16 protein-coding genes are annotated in these 16,000 nt (G+C 72.6%); 6 read left to right on the forward strand and 10 right to left on the reverse strand.

The features are described 5' to 3' along the window. Positions 1–18: 18 nt before the first annotated feature. Positions 19–1,107 (forward strand): hydrogenase expression/formation protein HypE, encoded by a 1,089-nt coding sequence (gene hypE / locus ACIPRD_RS06425; protein WP_401561844.1) that lies wholly within the window; start codon positions 19–21, stop codon positions 1,105–1,107. Positions 1,108–1,232: 125 nt separating this feature from the next. On the opposite strand, the gene hypA is transcribed toward hypE, so the two are convergent. From hypA to ACIPRD_RS06470, 9 genes are all read right to left on the reverse strand, one after another. Further along, positions 1,233–1,589: a hydrogenase maturation nickel metallochaperone HypA gene (gene hypA, locus ACIPRD_RS06430; RefSeq protein WP_356408771.1), complete on the reverse strand. Its 357-nt coding sequence runs from the start codon at positions 1,587–1,589 to the stop codon at positions 1,233–1,235. 7 nt (positions 1,590–1,596) lie between these two features. Then, complete coding sequence (locus ACIPRD_RS06435; RefSeq protein WP_356408768.1) at positions 1,597–1,746, reverse strand: hypothetical protein; 150 nt, start codon at positions 1,744–1,746, stop codon at positions 1,597–1,599. A 79-nt stretch (positions 1,747–1,825) separates the two neighbouring features. Beyond that, positions 1,826–2,032: a hypothetical protein gene (locus tag ACIPRD_RS06440; RefSeq protein ID WP_356408765.1), complete on the reverse strand. Its 207-nt coding sequence runs from the start codon at positions 2,030–2,032 to the stop codon at positions 1,826–1,828. A 63-nt stretch (positions 2,033–2,095) separates the two neighbouring features. Beyond that, positions 2,096–2,692 carry a DUF5947 family protein gene (locus tag ACIPRD_RS06445; RefSeq protein WP_401560458.1) on the reverse strand — a complete coding sequence of 199 codons (597 nt, stop codon included), beginning with the start codon at positions 2,690–2,692 and terminating at the stop codon, positions 2,096–2,098. Continuing rightward, complete coding sequence (locus tag ACIPRD_RS06450) at positions 2,689–3,321, reverse strand: NifU family protein (protein ID WP_401560461.1); 633 nt, start codon at positions 3,319–3,321, stop codon at positions 2,689–2,691. The genes ACIPRD_RS06445 and ACIPRD_RS06450 overlap by 4 nt, the downstream gene beginning before the upstream one ends. After that, entirely contained in the window at positions 3,314–5,107 is a 1,794-nt protein-coding gene (locus ACIPRD_RS06455; protein WP_356408757.1) for a nickel-dependent hydrogenase large subunit, read from the reverse strand. Before ACIPRD_RS06455 ends, ACIPRD_RS06450 begins: the two co-directional genes overlap by 8 nt. A gap of 61 nt (positions 5,108–5,168) precedes the next feature. Further along, a complete protein-coding gene (locus ACIPRD_RS06460) occupies positions 5,169–6,278 on the reverse strand; it encodes a hydrogenase expression protein HypE (RefSeq protein WP_401560464.1) in 1,110 nt (369 codons plus the stop codon). A gap of 61 nt (positions 6,279–6,339) precedes the next feature. Next, positions 6,340–8,178 (reverse strand): hypothetical protein, encoded by a 1,839-nt coding sequence (locus ACIPRD_RS06465; protein WP_401560466.1) that lies wholly within the window; start codon positions 8,176–8,178, stop codon positions 6,340–6,342. Between the two features lie 371 nt (positions 8,179–8,549). Next, on the reverse strand, positions 8,550–9,950 hold the full coding sequence (locus ACIPRD_RS06470) for an amino acid permease (RefSeq protein WP_356408748.1): 1,401 nt from the start codon (positions 9,948–9,950) through the stop codon (positions 8,550–8,552). A 573-nt stretch (positions 9,951–10,523) separates the two neighbouring features. On the opposite strand from ACIPRD_RS06470, the gene ACIPRD_RS06475 reads away from it, so the two are divergent. The 4 genes from ACIPRD_RS06475 to ACIPRD_RS06490 all read left to right on the forward strand — a co-directional run bounded on the left by ACIPRD_RS06475 (position 10,524) and on the right by ACIPRD_RS06490 (position 14,176). Then, a complete protein-coding gene (locus tag ACIPRD_RS06475; protein ID WP_401560469.1) occupies positions 10,524–11,543 on the forward strand; it encodes a sugar ABC transporter substrate-binding protein in 1,020 nt (339 codons plus the stop codon). Further along, positions 11,543–12,619, forward strand: a complete 1,077-nt coding sequence (locus tag ACIPRD_RS06480) for an ABC transporter permease (protein ID WP_401560472.1) — start codon at positions 11,543–11,545, stop codon at positions 12,617–12,619. The genes ACIPRD_RS06475 and ACIPRD_RS06480 overlap by 1 nt, the downstream gene beginning before the upstream one ends. 4 nt (positions 12,620–12,623) lie before the next feature. Then, positions 12,624–13,547 (forward strand): ATP-binding cassette domain-containing protein, encoded by a 924-nt coding sequence (locus tag ACIPRD_RS06485; RefSeq protein WP_401560475.1) that lies wholly within the window; start codon positions 12,624–12,626, stop codon positions 13,545–13,547. 173 nt (positions 13,548–13,720) lie between these two features. Next, positions 13,721–14,176: a hypothetical protein gene (locus ACIPRD_RS06490; protein ID WP_401560477.1), complete on the forward strand. Its 456-nt coding sequence runs from the start codon at positions 13,721–13,723 to the stop codon at positions 14,174–14,176. Here ACIPRD_RS06490 and ACIPRD_RS06495 read toward each other — a convergent pair. After that, positions 14,164–15,201, reverse strand: a complete 1,038-nt coding sequence (locus ACIPRD_RS06495; RefSeq protein ID WP_356408735.1) for an NAD-dependent epimerase/dehydratase family protein — start codon at positions 15,199–15,201, stop codon at positions 14,164–14,166. The two genes, ACIPRD_RS06490 and ACIPRD_RS06495, sit on opposite strands and share 13 nt — an antisense overlap. A gap of 137 nt (positions 15,202–15,338) precedes the next feature. Between ACIPRD_RS06495 and ACIPRD_RS06500 the strand changes: the two genes are divergently transcribed. Beyond that, positions 15,339–15,896, forward strand: coding sequence for a TetR/AcrR family transcriptional regulator (locus ACIPRD_RS06500; RefSeq protein WP_401560480.1), 558 nt, complete (start codon positions 15,339–15,341; stop codon positions 15,894–15,896). Positions 15,897–16,000: the final 104 nt, after the last annotated feature.

Raw genomic sequence — 16,000 nt, forward strand, 5'->3', positions numbered from 1 at the left:
GCCGACACCGCCGACGCCATGACCGGCGGCACGCCGGCCGGCCCGTACGCCGGAGCGCCCGTCGACCCCGCCGCCTGGACCTGCCCCGCCCCCCTGCGCGACCAGCCCGTCGTGGTGATGGGGCACGGCGGGGGAGGTGTCCTGTCCGCCGAACTCATGGAACAGGTCTTCACCCCCGCCTACGGCAACCCCGTCCTCGCCGGTCTCGCCGACTCGGCGGTCCTCGAACTCGGCGGCGTCCGGCTGGCGTTCTCCACCGACTCGCACGTCGTCCGGCCGCTGTTCTTCCCCGGCGGCAGCCTCGGCGACCTCGCCGTCAACGGGACCGTGAACGACCTGGCGATGAGCGGGGCGCGGCCCGCCTGGCTGTCCGCGGCCTTCGTGCTGGAGGAGGGCGTACGGCTGAGCGTGGTCGAGCGGATCGCCCGCGACATGGGGGCGGCCGCCGAGGCGGCCGGGGTCACGATCGTCACCGGCGACACCAAGGTCGTGGAGGCCGGGCACGGCGACGGCGTGTACGTCACCACCGCCGGGATCGGCCTCGTCCCCGCCGGCGTCGACATCCGCCCCCAGCGGGCCCGCCCCGGCGACGCCGTGATCGTGAGCGGTCCCATCGGCCTGCACGGGGTGGCGGTGATGAGCGTGCGCGAGGGGCTGGAGTTCGGCGTCGAGATCGCCAGCGACACCGCGCCGCTGGCCGGACTGGTCGCCGCGATGCTGGACGTCACCCCCGACGTCCATGTGCTCCGGGACCCGACCCGGGGCGGTCTCGCCGCGTCCCTCAACGAGATCGCCCGCGCCTCCGGCACCGGCGTGCGGCTCCGCGAGCGCGCGGTCCCGGTGCCGGACGCCGTGGCCAACGCCTGCGGTTTCCTCGGACTCGACCCGCTCTTCGTCGCCAACGAGGGGCGGCTCGTGGCCTTCGTGCCCGGCGCGGCGGCCGAGGAGGTCCTCGCGGCGATGCGCGCGCACCCGCAGGGCGCCGGTGCCGCGCTGATCGGGGAGTGCGTGGCCGAACACCCGGGCATGGTCGTGGTCTCGACCGGACTCGGCGGGACCCGGGTGGTGGACCTGCCGCTCGGCGAGCAACTGCCCCGTATCTGCTGAACGGCAGACCCGCACGGCCCGGCGCGGCGGGGCGCGGCGACCGGTACGCGCCGGCCCGACGCGCCACGGCCCCGCGACCCGCGCACGCCACGCGGGTCGCGGGGCCGTACCGCCTACCGCCCGCGTCAGGCCGGCGCGGGCAGGGGCTCGATCCCGGTGATCTCCAGCTCGCGGCCGCTGCGCAGGTCGTTGGACGGCTGGTCGCAGCGCGGACACCAGAAGAACGGGGGCATGCCCACCGCGAACTCCTCGGCGCACGCCCCGCACCACGCGTGGGCGGTGACCTGCTCGACCACGAGCCGGGCCCCGGCCAGCGCGGTGCCCTCGCGGGCGACCTCGAAGGCGAAGTCCAGGGCGTCGGGGACGACCCCCGACAGCTCGCCGACCCGGACGGTCACCGCCGAGACGGCCGCCGTCCCCTCGGCCCGGGCCCGTGCGCCGGCCTGCTCGATGATCGCGGTCGCGACCGACAGTTCGTGCACGGCCGGCTCACGGGTACCGGCGGGCGGCGACGCACCCGCCGGTCATCCGGCGGATCCGCAGCTCACGCACCAGGCTCGGGAGCGACCGGACGACCAGTGCGGTCGCGAGCACCCCCACGATCAGGGCCTGCGCCCTCAGTACCCGTCGTCCCGTCATCGTCCCGGCTCCCGTGCAAGCGTCCGCTGATCGTCTGCCTCGGTGGTCCCTCATCTGCGGTGACTCCCTCCTGCTTCCGTCATCCCGGTGGGATGTTCGGCATGATCTCCAGAAGAGCGTCATGCCGGTGCGGGCTGATCCCGGTCGAGCGGCGGGCGTCCGCGGTGCCGTCCTCGTAGTGTCCGGGCTGTGCCTCGTACGGTCCCTGGTTGCCCTCGTGCGTCCCGCACACATGCGTGGGCGTGTCGGGCTTCACCTGGGGCCGGCCGACTCTGATGTTGCCCATGAGGTGGTCTCCCTTCGTCGCCGGCTGTCGCCGGTTGCCGCCTCCGCGCCGCGGAGGACGTGTTCACGACCGTTCGGTGAGGTCCTCGAAGAACCGTTCCACGGCCGGCCAGACCTGTCCGCCGCCGGACAGGCCCCGCCATTCCCGGCGCACGACCGCGACCATGCGGTAGCAGTCGTCCACCGGCACGATCCAGTGGTGGTCCTGGCCGTGGACGGTGTTCACCAGCAGCGCCTCCACGTCGGGTGCCACGGAGGCGAGCCGCGGAAACGACTCGGTCAGCTGCCGCCAGGCCGCCGCGTCCACCTCCCACCGCATGGCGCCGGCCGGGCTCGGGCCCTCGGCGGTGACCGTGCCGTCGTCCCGCGGCACGAAGAACACCAGCCCGACCGGCACCCCCAGGATCTCGGTGTCGACCCGGGGGAGCCGGACCCGGCGCCGGGGCACCAGCCGGTAGCGTCCCTCGCCCGCGGCCTCGTCGCCGAAGAGCACCGAGCAGGGGCCGCAGACGCAGCGCACCTCGGCGTCGGTGCGGTCGTACAGATGGCGGTGCTCGCCGGGCACCGGCGTGGCGCACAGCTCGCACACCTCCGCCGCGGCCGCCGCCGAACCGTCGGCCGAGGAGCGGATGAGGCGGGCCAGCGCGCCGTCCGTGCTCACCGCGCACCCCGGAGCGTGAGGGTGGCCAGCGGCACGAACGCCGGGGCGGCGCGCCCGGCAGGGGAGGCCGGCAGCACCTCCACCGACGTCAGCTCCGGCGCCACCGCGAGCACGGCCTCCCGGACCGCGTCGGCGACCTCGGCCGCACCGCCGCCCGAGCCGCCGCCCGCGCCGCACCCGGAGCCGCAGCCGGAGGCCGCCGTCAGCCGGATCCGGCCGACTCCGCCCTCCGCACCGGCCCACTCGACGTCCCCGCCGCGTTCGCGCACGGCGGGCCGCAGCCGTTCGACGGCGCGGGCGGCCCGGCGCTCCACCGGTTCCGGATGGACGTCGTGCAGCACGAACAGGTGCGCCAGCAGTTCGTCGCCGGCCAGGTGCCCGGCGAGCCGTCCGTCCGCGTGGTCCATCACGCGGGCGAGTGCCTCGCCGTAGACCTCGGTCAGCAGCCGTACCGCCTCGACCGCGGAACGGGTGGCCGGGCCGGGCGTGGACTCCAGCCCGGCCAGCACTTCGTCGAGCCGGGCGAGCCGGGCCTCCACGGCGGGGTCCGGCAGCCGGACCGGCGCCCCGGCCGCGGCCTCGCCCGCCGCGCCGCCCGCGGTCCGCGTCTCCGCCGCCGCCTCAGCCATGGTTCGCGCCGTAGGTCGGCGAGTGCAGGGTCGTCAGCGTCTTGCCCTTGCCGACGTACATGTGCACACCGCAGGGCAGACACGGGTCGAAGCTGCGGACCGTGCGCATGATGTCGACGCCCTTGAAGTCGTCCGGCCCGTTCTCCTCGAAGATGGGCTGGCCCTGCACCGCGTCCTCGTACGGCCCCGGGGTGCCGAACTTGTCGCGAGGGCTCGCGTTCCACGGCGTCGGCGGGTACGGGTGGTAGTTGGCGATCTTCTTGTCCTTGATCACCAGGTGGTGGGAGAGGACACCGCGGACCGCCTCGTGGAAGCCGCAGCCGATCGCCTCGTCGGGTACCTCGAAGTCCTCGAACACCTTGGTCTCGCCGGCCCGCACCAGACCCATGGCCTCCTCCAGGAACTGCAGGGCCATGGCGGCCGCGTAGGCCACGAAGTACGGCCGGGCGCGGTCCCGTTCGAGGGTGTTGCTCCACTTCGGGATCTTCCACTCCAGCGTGGTCTCCGGCAGCGTCTCGCCCGCCGGCAGGGAGATGCGCACGCTGTTGCCGGTCGCCTTGATGTACGGGGTGTCGACCAGGCCGCTCAGCGCGGTCGACCAGAGCCGGGCGAGGGGGCCGCCGCCGGTGTCGAGCGCGAGGTGGTCGCCGGTCCGCTTGTCGAACCAGCGCGGGCTCATCACCCACGTGTACTTGTCGTCGAAGTTCCGCTTCTGCGGCATGGGGATGGTGGTCTGGTTCCACGGGTGCCGCATGTCGACCGGGTTGCCCAGCGGGTCGTGGGTGACGAACGGCTGCTCGTTCACCCAGTCCTCGTAGTACGAGCTGCCCAGCATGATGCGGATGCCGAGGTTGATGTCGACCAGGTCGTTGGTGACCAGCTTGCCGTCGACGACGATGCCGGGGGTGACGTACATCGCCTTGCCCCACTCGTTCATCGTCTCGTAGCGGTAGTCGCAGACCGCCGGGTCCTGCCAGGCGCCCCAGCAGCCCAGCAGGATGCGGCGCTTGCCGACCTCCTCGTAGCCGGGCAGCGCCTCGTAGAAGAAGTCGAAGACGTCGTCGTTCATGGCGACGGCCTTCTTCACGAAGTCGATGACCCGCATCAGCCGGCTGAGGTAGTCGGTGAAGACGGCCGGGGTCGGCATCGTGCCCACGCCGCCCGGGTAGAGCGTGGACGGGTGGACGTGCCGCCCCTCCATCAGGCAGAACATCTCCCGGGTGACCCGGCTGATCTTCAGGGCCTCCTTGTAGACCTCGCCCTCGAAGGGGTTGAAGGCCTTCATGATGTCGGCGATCGTCCGGTAGCCGTGGATGTCGCCGCGGGGCGCGTCGGTGCGCTCGGCGCGGGCCAGCACGCCCGGGTTGGTCGCCTTGACCATGGCCTCGCAGAAGTCCACGAACACCAGGTTGTCCTGGAAGATCGTGTGGTCGAACATGTACTCGGCCGCCTCGCCGAGGTTCACGATGTGCTCGGCCAGCCGGGGCGGCTTCACGCCGTACGCCATCTGCTGGGCGTAGTCGGAGCACGTGGTGTGGTTGTCACCGCAGATGCCGCAGATGCGGGAGGTGATGAAGCCCGCGTCGCGCGGGTCCTTGCCCCGCATGAACACCGAGTAGCCGCGGAACAGCGACGAGGTGCTGTGGCATTCCACGACTTCCCGGTTGGCGAAGTCGATCTTCGTGTAGATGCCCAGGTTGCCGATGATGCGGGTGATCGGGTCCCAGGACATGTCCACGAGCTGCTGGGGTTTGCGTCCCTTGCGCCCGGCCTCGGTTGTGGTCATCGGTGTCTACAGCCTCTCGGTTCGGAGTCGGCGTGCTGCGGGTGGGGGGATCGCGTGCCGGTCAGGCGCGCCAGTACGGGTCGTAGCCGGTGGTGAGCTTGCGGCCCTTGTGGCGCCACTTGGTCTCGTGGTTGACCATGTCGTTCGTGAAGCCGCGCAGCCTGCGGATGACCGCCCCGTACGGCTTGACGAACAGCGTCGACAGCGTGGCGCCGGGCGGTTCGTCCATGAACGGCATGAACGCGTCGGGGAAGGCGGGCATGGTGCAGCCGATGCAGATGCCGCCGACGTTCGGGCAGCCTCCGATGCCGGCCATCCAGCCGCGCTTGGGCACGTTGCAGTTCACGACCGGACCCCAGCAGCCGGTCTTGACCAGGCACTTGGGGGAGTTGTAGTCCGTCGCGAAGCTGCCCTGCTCGTAGTACGAGCCGCGGTCGCAGCCCTCGTGGACCGTCTTGCCGAAGAGCCACTGCGGGCGCAGCATGTGGTCCAGCGGCGGCGGGGGAGCGGAGCCGGCCGCGTGCTGGAGGACCCAGATCAGGGTCTCCATGAAGTTCTCGGGCTGGATCGGGCAGCCGGGCACGTTCACCACTGGCAGGCCGCTCTCCGCGGTGAAGTCCCAGCCCAGGTAGTCCGCGAGCCCCATGCATCCGGTCGGGTTGCCGGCCATCGCGTGGATGCCGCCGAAGGTGGCGCAGGTGCCCGCCGCGACCACCGCCCAGGCCTTGGGGGCGAGCTTGTCGATCCAGGTGTTGAGGGTCTCCGGCTGACCGGTCTCGGGGTCGTTGCCGAAGGAGGTCCAGTAGCCGTCGCCCTCGATCACGTTCTGGTTGGGCACCGAGCCCTCGATGACGAGGATGAACGGGGCACCGAGCTCACCGCGCGCCGCCGCCCGGTAGGGGGCGAGGAAGTCCTCGCCGCCCAGGCTCGGGGAGAGGACCTTGTTGACCAGGTTGACCCTCGGCAGGCCCGGGATCAGGCCGAGTATGACGTCCTCGAGGGAGGGCTGGTCGGCGGCCGTCAGGGAGACGGTGTCGCCGTCGCAGCTCATGCCCTCCGAGATCCAGAGGATGTAGATCTCGTCGAAGCCCCACCTCTCCTCGGCGATTCCGGGAGTGACTCCGGCATCGGTGGTGCCGCTGGTGCCGTTGGTGCCGCTGTGACTGGTCATGTCCTCGGCCTCCGCTGCAGGGGGTGGGGGAGTGGTGCGGGTGTCGCGGGAGAGCCGGGGTCTACGGCTCGTCCGGCGCTCCGGCGGGCTCGAGGGGTTCGAGTTCGTCGGGCCGGAAGTAGTGGAAGCGGCCGTACCAGGTGTGCAGCTCGGCCGCCGGGTCGTCGTCGACGGTGACGGCGACATGGGTGCTGCCGTCCACGTCGTGGAAGACGGCGGCCACCCGGGCGCTCCGGCCGGCCAGGAACATGTCCTGCGCGTCGGAGCCCCGGCCCCGCGGCCGCATCCGCACGCGGCTGCCGTTGCCGACGCGCGTGCCGTCGACGAGCACGGTGTCGGTGGCCGGGGACAGCCCGTCGTCCCCGCCCTCCTGCCACCAGGCCGGACGGCCGAGGGCCGGGTCGGCGGGGTCGGCGGGGTCGCCGGGGTCGCCGGTGGGAGGCGGGGCGCCTGGGCCGCCTGCGAGGGATGCGGGGAGCGGCGGGCCGGTGAGGTCCGTGCGCCCGGTGAGGTCCATGTCGCCGGTGGGGCCGGTGAGATCCATGGGGCCGGTCAGACCGGCGAGGCGGGGTGGGACGGTGAGGCGCGTCGCGGTGCCGGGGCCGTCGGGGCCGTCGGGGCTGCCGGGGTCGGCCTGTGCGGCTTGTGCCGCCTGTGTCGCCGGGGCTGCCGGTTCGGCGGAGGCGGCTGTCGGGGCTGCCGGGGCGGACGGGGTCAGGGAGCGGACGGCACCGTGCAGCCGTTCGAAGACCTCCCGCGGCATCGTGTCGACCCGGTCGAGGATCGCGGCGGCACGCGGGTCGGTCGCGCGCGCCTCGCGCTTCTCCTCGTCGGTCAGCAGCATCGTGCGCAGGGTGAGGATCTCGTCGATCTCCCCGGCGTCGTGCAGATCGCCCGGACTCTCCGGTGCCACCTGCGGGTGATCGGGCAGGATGATCGGCGCGGAGAGCAGCAGGTCCGCCGTCAGCCCGTCCCCGGCGTCGCCGGAGGTGCTCCCCGCGCCCTCGGCGCGCTCCGGCTCGGCGGGGGGCGGTCCGCCCAGGACGGGGAAGGTGAACTCGTTCCGGCAGGCGCGGGTCTCCTCGACCAGCGCGGCGGGCGGGTCGATCAGGGAGACGAACTCCACGCCCTCGCCGGCGAGCAGGGTGTGCGTCGCGATGAGCGCGCCGCGCAGCGCCTCGTCCCGCGGGGTGGCCGGCTCCGGCGGGGGTCCCGTGTGCTCCGTGCGCACCCGGAGCCTGCAGACGCCGTCGGACAGCCGCTCGGCCGTGACCGTGGCGCGGGCCCGCACCTCCGCACGCCGGCGCACCACCCGCCCGGCCCCGCCGGGCAGCGGCTCGGTGTCCTCGCCGGCCGGGGCTCCGACGTCGAGCGTGTGCTCGCGGCGCAGCAGATCCTCCAGCGGGACGGTGAGGCCGGCCTCACGGGGCACCGCCTCGTCGAAGCTCAGATGCGTCGTGCCGTCGTCCGCGCGCAGCGACGCCACCGGCCGCGGACTTCCGTCCCGGCCGGTCTCCTCGACCTGCTTGTGCTGCATCTGCAGGTGGCGCACCCGCACGCGGACGACCGCGCCGGGCCGTCGTACCCGCAGCAGGCACTCGGTCCGCTGGTACCAGGAGTCCGCCGAACCCGAGACGCCCGCGGCGACCGGACCGGACTGTTCCACCCAGTCCCGGGGGAAGAGCACCCCGAACTGCCAGCGGACGCGGTTCTTGGCCGACGACCGGCGGTAGGGGTAGAGCAGGTAGCCCTCGTAGAGGACGGCGTCGGCGACGGCGCCCATCTGCTCGAAGCCAGGGGAGGCCGGAGCGGGCTCCGGCCTCCCGGCGGCTCGCGGGGCGTCCTGCGCGACGGCGACGGCACGGACCGTGTCGCCGTCCTCCACCAAGCCCTCCGACATCCGGCCTCCTCGGATCGGTACGCGCGTCGCCCATGCCTTCCACCACGTTCACACCGGCGACGCGGACTCGCCTCCTCCGGCGCGGCCGCGTTGAGCCGTTCGGGCGACCGGGCCCCGGTCGCGGCCGGGAACGGCGGGGTACGGCGAAGTACGGCGGGCGGGGGCGGCCGGTTTCGGCGGGAACGGCGGGGTACGGCGAAGTGCGGCGGGCGGGGGCGGCCGGTTTCGGCGGGGACGGGCACGACGACGAGGGGCCGTGCCGGATCTCGTCCGGCACGGCCCCTGGAAGATGTCCGTGTTGCGTGGTCGTCTGGCGCGGCTTCCGCGCGGTCCCGTGCCACCGCCCCGTTCCCGGGGCCGGTGGCCGCAGGTCACGCGGTGCTGCGCTGCCGCCGTCCCGCCATCACCGCGAAGAGGATGATCCCGACGAAGAGGAACAGCACGCCCTGGTACACCGCCGCGTAGCCGGCGCCGGCGACGAGCCAGACGGAGAAGGCGGCGGCGACGCCCGCGATCACCAGGTCGCGCACCAGCCGGCCCGGGGCGACCTTGTCGCGGCGCCCGCTGATCAGGTGGAACAGCTGCGCGGCGGCGGCCAGCAGGTACGGCACGGTGGCGGTGAACGTGGTGATGAGGATCAGGGACTCGAAGACCTTGCCGGAGCCCGACATGTAGTTGTAGACGGTCAGCAGCGAGGCCAGGACGCTCGTGACGACGACGCCGACGGTCGGCACACCGCGACGGCGGCGCCCGAAGGCGGCCGGGAACAGACCGTCCTGCGCGGCGGCGTACGGCGTCTGCGCGCTGAGCAGGGTCCACCCGTTGAGGCAGCCCACCATCGACACCAGTGCGGCGAGCGCGACGGCCCAGCCGCCCCAGGTGCCGCCGAACATGGCGTTCACGGCGTCCGAGAAGGGCGCGGTGGACTTGACCAGGTGGTTGTGCGCGACCGTGCCGAAGACCGACAGGGTGCCGAGCAGGTAGACGAGCGCGGCACCGGCGGTGCCGATCACCGTGGCGCGTCCCACGTTGCGCCGGGGGTTCTCGACCTCGCCCGCGCTCACCGCGGCGGACTCCACACCGAGGTAGGAGAAGAGCAGCAGTGCGGCCGAGGCGGACACCGCGCTCAGGGTGCTGCCGCCGCCCGTGTGGAAGGGGCCGAGCTTGTGCGGGTCGAAGAAGAACAGGCCGCCGATCGCCACGAGGAGCAGCGGGGCGAACTTCAGCACGGTGGAGACGAGCTGCACGGCGCCCACGTACCGGGTGCCGGCGAAGTTGGAGAGGGCGGGCAGCCACAGGATGACCAGCGCCGCCAGGCACGCGGTCCAGCGGTGGCCGCTGACCGGTATCAGCACGTCGAGGTAGCCGACGGCGGCGACGGCGAGCGCCGCGTTCGAGACCCAGGTGGTGATCCAGTACGACCACGCCGTGAGGAAGCCGGCGAAGTCGCCGAAGGCCTCGCGGGCGTAGACGTAGGGGCCGCCGGTCGCCGGGTTGCGCTCGGCGAGGCGGCCGAAGACCAGGGCGAGGGCGATGGCGCCCACGGTCAGGACGCCGAAGGCGACCAGGCTGACCGTGCCGAAGGGGGCGACGGACGCCGGGAGCAGGAAGATGCCTCCGCCGATGATGTTGCCCATCACCAGGGCGGTGGCGACGGGCAGCCCGAAGCTGCGGGCATGCTTTCCGGTGTTGCCGTGCAGGTCCTCACCGGGAACGTGGGGGGCGCTCGGGGGCGCCGGAGCCGTCTGGGGGGCGGTCCCGGTGGCTTGCATGCGTGGCGATACCTCTCAGTGGGCGGGGTGAGTCCCGGGATGGCCGGGACCAGCCCATGGTCCGTTATGCGACACCCCGGTGCCAAATCGCCGTTTCTTGTGTCGTAAAGGGCGCCCGATCATGGAAAAACGTTTCGGCAATGGGGGGAGGTCGAGGAGGAATTGCGGTCGGTGTCCGGAGGGTCGCTCAGCGGAATCGGCGGCGCGGCGGGAGTCCGGGGTCTGGGAGGCGTCGGGGACGCCCGGAACCCGGCACCGGCCGGACCGGGGCTCGGCGTCGGCCCGACCGCGGCTCGGGACTGGCCGGACCGCTGCCCGGGACGTGCCGGCGGCCTCGGGTCCGCTTGCGGGCCGACAGGTCAAATCCCTTGTTGTACAGGCCCGTTGGTGCGGCATGATGGCGCCGGAAGTGATCGCCGATCTGCGGCCCTTCGACGCTTTGTGGACGCTTATGTCCCGTCCTGCTTTGCAATAATGTCTTGACAAAGTATTGACAGTGGCCCCGGCAGGCACTTTGATCGCGTGCCGACGCAACAGCGTTCCTTCCCCGTAGCGCAGTGAGGTGCACGCAAGATGGACCGCTCTTCTCGCTCCCGTTCCCGCCGGCCGGCCGCTCTCGTCGCCGTGGCCGCCGCGGCAGCCCTCACCCTCGCCGGCTGCTCCAGCGGCTCCGGCGGGAAGAAGGCCGAGGAGGGAGGGCCGGGCGCCTCGGCGGGCAAGGCCGGCACTCCCCGGATGACGATCGCGCTGGTGACCCACCAGTCGCAGGGCGACACCTTCTGGGACATCGTCCGCAAGGGCGCCGAGGCCGCCGCCGCCAAGGACAACGTCAAGCTCGTCTACTCCCACGACCCGAACGCCGGCAACCAGGCCGGCCTGGTGCAGAACGCGGTCGACCAGAAGGTGGACGGCATCGCCCTCACCCTCGCCAAGCCGGACGCCATGAAGGCCGCGATCGGCAGGGCGAACGCCGCGAAGATACCCGTGGTCGGCCTCAACTCCGGGGTCAGCGACTGGAAGAAGCTCGGCCTGCTGGAGTTCTTCGGGCAGGACGAGACCGTGGCGGGCGAGGCGTTCGGCAAGAAGCTGAACGAGGTGGGCGCCAAGAAGGCCGTCTGCGTGATCCAGGAGCAGGGAAACATCGGCCTCACCCAGCGCTGCGACGGGGTGAAGAAGACGTTCTCCGGCACGACGCAGACGCTGTACGTCAACGGCACCGACATGCCGTCCGTCAAGTCCACGATCACCGCCAAGCTCAAGCAGGACAGCGCCATCGACTACGTCGTCACGCTCGGCGCGCCCTTCGCGCTGACCGCGGTGCAGTCGGTGGCCGAGGCGGGCGGCAAGGCCAAGGTCGCCACCTTCGACCTGAACAAGGAACTGACCGGCGCCATCCAGAAGGGCACCATCCAGTTCGCCGTGGACCAGCAGCCCTACCTCCAGGGCTACCTGGCGGTCGACTCCCTGTGGCTGTACAAGAACAACGGCAACTACAGCGGCGGCGGCGAGCAGCCGGTGCTGACCGGGCCCGCCTTCGTCGACCGTTCCAACGTCGACCGCGTCTCGCAGTTCGCCACGAACGGCACCCGGTGATGGCTGCGGCCCCGCGGGCGGAGCCCGCGGTCGACGGGCCGCCGGCGCCCGGCCCGAAGGACGCCGACGGCCGCACCGCCCCGCGCCCCCCGGTCCTGCGCCTGCTGGCGCGGCCCGAAGTGGGCGTCTTCCTGGGCGCCCTGGCCGTCCTCGTGTTCTTCCTGGCCGCCGCGCCCTCGCTGCGGCAGGGCAGCTCCATGGCCACGGTCCTCTACCAGTCCTCGACCATCGGCATCATGGCGCTGCCCGTCGCCCTGCTGATGATCGGCGGGGAGTTCGACCTCTCCTCCGGCGTCGCCGTGATCACCTCGGCGCTCACCGCGAGCATGCTCAGCTACCAGCTGACCGTGAACGTGTGGACCGGCGTGGCCGTCGCCCTAGTCCTCTCCCTCGCGATCGGTGCGCTCAACGGCTGGATGGTGGTGCGCACCGGACTGCCCAGCTTCCTGGTCACCCTCGGCACGTTCCTCATCCTCCAGGGCGTCAACCTCGCCGTCACCAAGCTCGTCACCGACAACGTCGCCACCGACGACATCAGCGACATGGACGGGTTCGCCGCGGCCAGAAGGATCTTCGCCTCGACCGTCGACATCGGCGGCGTCCAGGTGAACATCACGGTCTTCTACTGGCTGGCCTTCGCGGCCCTCGCCACCTGGGTGCTGCTGCGCACCAGGTACGGCAACTGGATCTTCGCCGTCGGCGGCAGCAAGGAGAGCGCGCGTGCCGTCGGCGTCCCGGTGGACTTCACCAAGATCACGCTGTTCACGCTGGTCGGCTTCGGCGGCTGGTTCATGGGCATGCACAACCTCTTCTCGTTCAACACCGTGCAGTCGGGCGAGGGCGTCGGCCAGGAGCTGATCTACATCGCCGCGGCCGTCATCGGCGGCTGCCTGCTCACCGGCGGGTACGGCTCGGCGATCGGCCCGGTCTTCGGCGCGTTCATGTTCGGCATGGTCAACCAGGGCATCGTCTTCGCCGGCTGGAACCCCGACTGGTTCAAGGCCTTCCTCGGCGTCATGCTGCTCGGCGCCGTCCTGATCAATCTGTGGGTCCAGCGCACGGCCACCCGGAGGTGAAGCGATGACCGACAACGGAACCGGAACCCACGGCGCCGCCCTCGCCGACCCCGCGGTGTCCGAGGACGTCCCGCTCGTCGAACTGCGCGGCGCGGGCAAGTCCTACGGCAACGTCCGGGCCCTGCACGGCGTCGACCTCGCGGTCCACGCGCACCGGGTGACCTGCGTCCTCGGCGACAACGGCGCGGGCAAGTCCACCCTGATCAAGATCATCTCGGGGCTCCACCGGCACACCGAGGGCGACTTCCTCGTGGACGGCGCCCCGGTGCGCTTCGGCACGCCCCGGGAGGCCCTGGACAAGGGCATCGCCGCCGTCTACCAGGATCTCGCCACGGTGCCGCTGATGCCGGTGTGGCGGAACTTCTTCCTCGGCTCCGAGCTGACCAAGGGGCCCTGGCCGGTCCGCCGCCTGGACATCGCCCGGATGAAGGAGACCGCCGACCGCGAACTGCGGGAGATGGGCATCGTCCTGGACGACCTGGAGCAGCCGATCGGCACGCTCTCCGGCGGCCAGCGCCAGTGCGTCGCGATCGCGCGGGCGGTCCACTTCGGCGCCCGGGTGCTGATCCTGGACGAGCCGACCGCCGCGCTCGGCGTCAAGCAGTCCGGCGTCGTGCTCAAGTACATCGCCGCCGCCCGCGACCGGGGCCTCGGCGTCGTCTTCATCACCCACAACCCGCACCACGCCTTTCTGGTCGGCGACCACTTCAGCGTGCTGCGTCTCGGCACCCTCGAACTGGCCGCCCCGCGCTCCGCGATCACGCTGGAGCAGCTGACCAACCACATGGCGGGCGGCGCCGAACTCGTCTCTCTCCGGCACGAGCTGGCGCAGGTGCGGGGGGTGGACGTGGACACCCTGCCTGGAGCCGAAGGGCTCGCGCCGGACCCCGGCGGCCCCGCGGCCGGCTCCGGCGGGAACGGGGGGTGAGGGGGTCGGGCGTCGGGAATCGGCAGGTGGAGGGGCGGGGCGTCGGGATCGGGCGAGGCGGGAGGGCGGATCGGCGGGAACCGGGGAGGTGAAGGGGCGTGTCCTCGGGAACCGGGCAACGGGCGCCGGCGTTGTAGGGATGACGGGGAGACCCGCGGTGACGGGAGGGCGAGATGACAGACGGTACGCAGGACCGGCGGGCGTCCGCACAGGCCGAGGAAGCAGCCCGGGAGCCCGAGAGGATCCCGGAGATCCGGAAGACCCCGGAGAGCGGCGAGACGCTGGCGGCGTCCGGAACCTCGGCCGCCCTGCCCGAGAAAGCCGTGGCGGCGGTGGACCCCGCGGACACGACGGGCGTGACGGCCTTGGCGCGCGTGATGGGCGCAACGACCCTGGCGGGCGTGACGGACGCGGCCGACGCGGCCGACGCGGCCGACGCGGCGGCCGGGGTGAACGCGACGGCCGGGACGGCCGGGGAGGGGGCCGCGGACCTGCGCCGGGCCCGTTTCGGCGTCCTGCCCGAGCGGATACGCCCGCAGGACACGGTGGAGACCCGGCCCGCGACGCTGCCTGACCCCGCGCGCGACCGCTACCACGCGGACGAGTGGCTGGTGCGTTACTGCGGCTGAGGCGCGAGGGCGGGAACCGCGCCGCGGGAGATCAGGCTCTCGGCGCAGTCCAGCACCGTCCGGGCCGCGGGCCGCGGCTGCCAGCCGAGCAGCCGGTGGGCCTTGTCGGTCGTGTGCCGGTTGCGCCGGCCCAGCGCCGGGATGATCTCGCGCAGTGTCCGGTCCCCGAACCGCGCCGCGAGCCGTACGGCGACATCGGGGATCCGGCGCGTGGAGACGAGCCGGCCCTGCTCGCCGAGCCCGTCCCGCAGCACCTTCGCCATGTCCGCCATCCACATGAACTCGCCGGTGGCCAGGAAGCGTTCGCCCGCCGCCGCCGGCGCGGTCATGGCCCGCAGGTGGACGTCCACCAGATCCCGTACGTCCACGATCTCCAGGCCGACCCGCGGGACGCCGCGCATCGCCCCGGAGAGCATGCGGGCCACGATGCCGACCGACCCCAGGCCGTCGGTCGCGAGAACGGGACCGAACACGGCCCCGGGCAGCACCGTGGTCAGCTCGGTCGGTCCGTCGTGGCGCGCCATGAAGTCCCAGGCGGCCCGTTCGGCGAGGGTCTTGGAGCGGCGGTAGGGGATCAGCGTCGGATCGTCGGGGTCGGTCCACAGCGTCTCGTCGGTGACGCCCTCGGCGGAGTAGGAGGAAGGACTCGCGGCGTTCGCCGCCGAGGTCATCACCACGCGGGCGACCCCGGCCGCCGTCGCGGCGCGCAGCACGCGCAGGGTGCCGTCCCGGGCCGGGGTCACAAGATCGCCCGCGGCGGTCGCGCCCAGCGGTGAGGCCACGTGCAGGACGCGGTCCACCCCGTCGAGCGCGGCTTCCCATCCCGCGTCGTCGGTGAGGTCGGCGACGGCGAAGCTCAGCCGCCCCGCCGGGTCGGCCACCGTCGACACGGCCTCGGTGACGGCTCGCTCGCGGCCGGGGGAGCGCACGGTCGTACGGACGTGATGACCGCGCCGCAGCAGTTCGGCGACGCACCAGCCGCCGATGTATCCGGTGCCACCGGTCACCAGCACGAGTTCGGACATGACTGTCCTCCTGCAAGAAGGGTGAGGAAAGGGGAGGTGTGCCAGAATGGCGGGAAACGGAGGGCCCTCCGCTATGACCTCCAACGTACCGGAGGGGCCTCCGGTTAGCAATCGGAGACTGGACGGAAGCCTCAGCCGTGAACCCGCAGCCCGCGAAGCCGACCCGGAAAGACGCCCGCGACAACCGGGCCCGCATCCTCGCCGTCGCCCGCGAGGAGATCGCCGCGTCGAGCACCGCCTCCCTCACCGCGATCGCCAGGAAGGCGGAGGTCGGCATCGGCACGCTCTACCGGCACTTCCCGACCCGCGAGGCGCTGATCCTGGAGCTGTACCGCACCGACCTGCAGTACCTCATCGACCTCGCGCCCCGGCTGAGCGACGAACACCCCCCGCTGACGGCCCTGCGTCTGTGGTTCGACGAGGTCGCCCGCTACGGCCGCCTCAAGTTCGGCGTGTCCGAGGTCATCCACGCGGCGACGGACAACGGCCGCGAGGACGAGTTCTACGGGCCGTTCGTCCGCGCCATCGGGGTGCTGCTGGACGCCGGCGCGGCCGACGGCTCGCTCAAGCCCGGCATCGACCCGGAGGACGTGCTGCTCCAGCTCAGCGTGCTGTGGCGGATCGACCCGGCGCGTGACGGGGAGGCGCGGGCGACGCGCATCATGGGGCTGATCGTGGACGGACTCCGCGCCTGAGGCGCCGCCCGCGGCTGTGCCGTGTCCCGGATCCGGGCGAGGCTCGCCGTGCTGAACCGTGTCCCGGTGTCCTGGGCGCCGGCTCCGGTTCCGGGGTTCGGGCC

It is taken from the genome of Streptomyces sp. NPDC090108, from assembly GCF_044747185.1.
GTDB lineage: Bacteria > Actinomycetota > Actinomycetes > Streptomycetales > Streptomycetaceae > Streptomyces.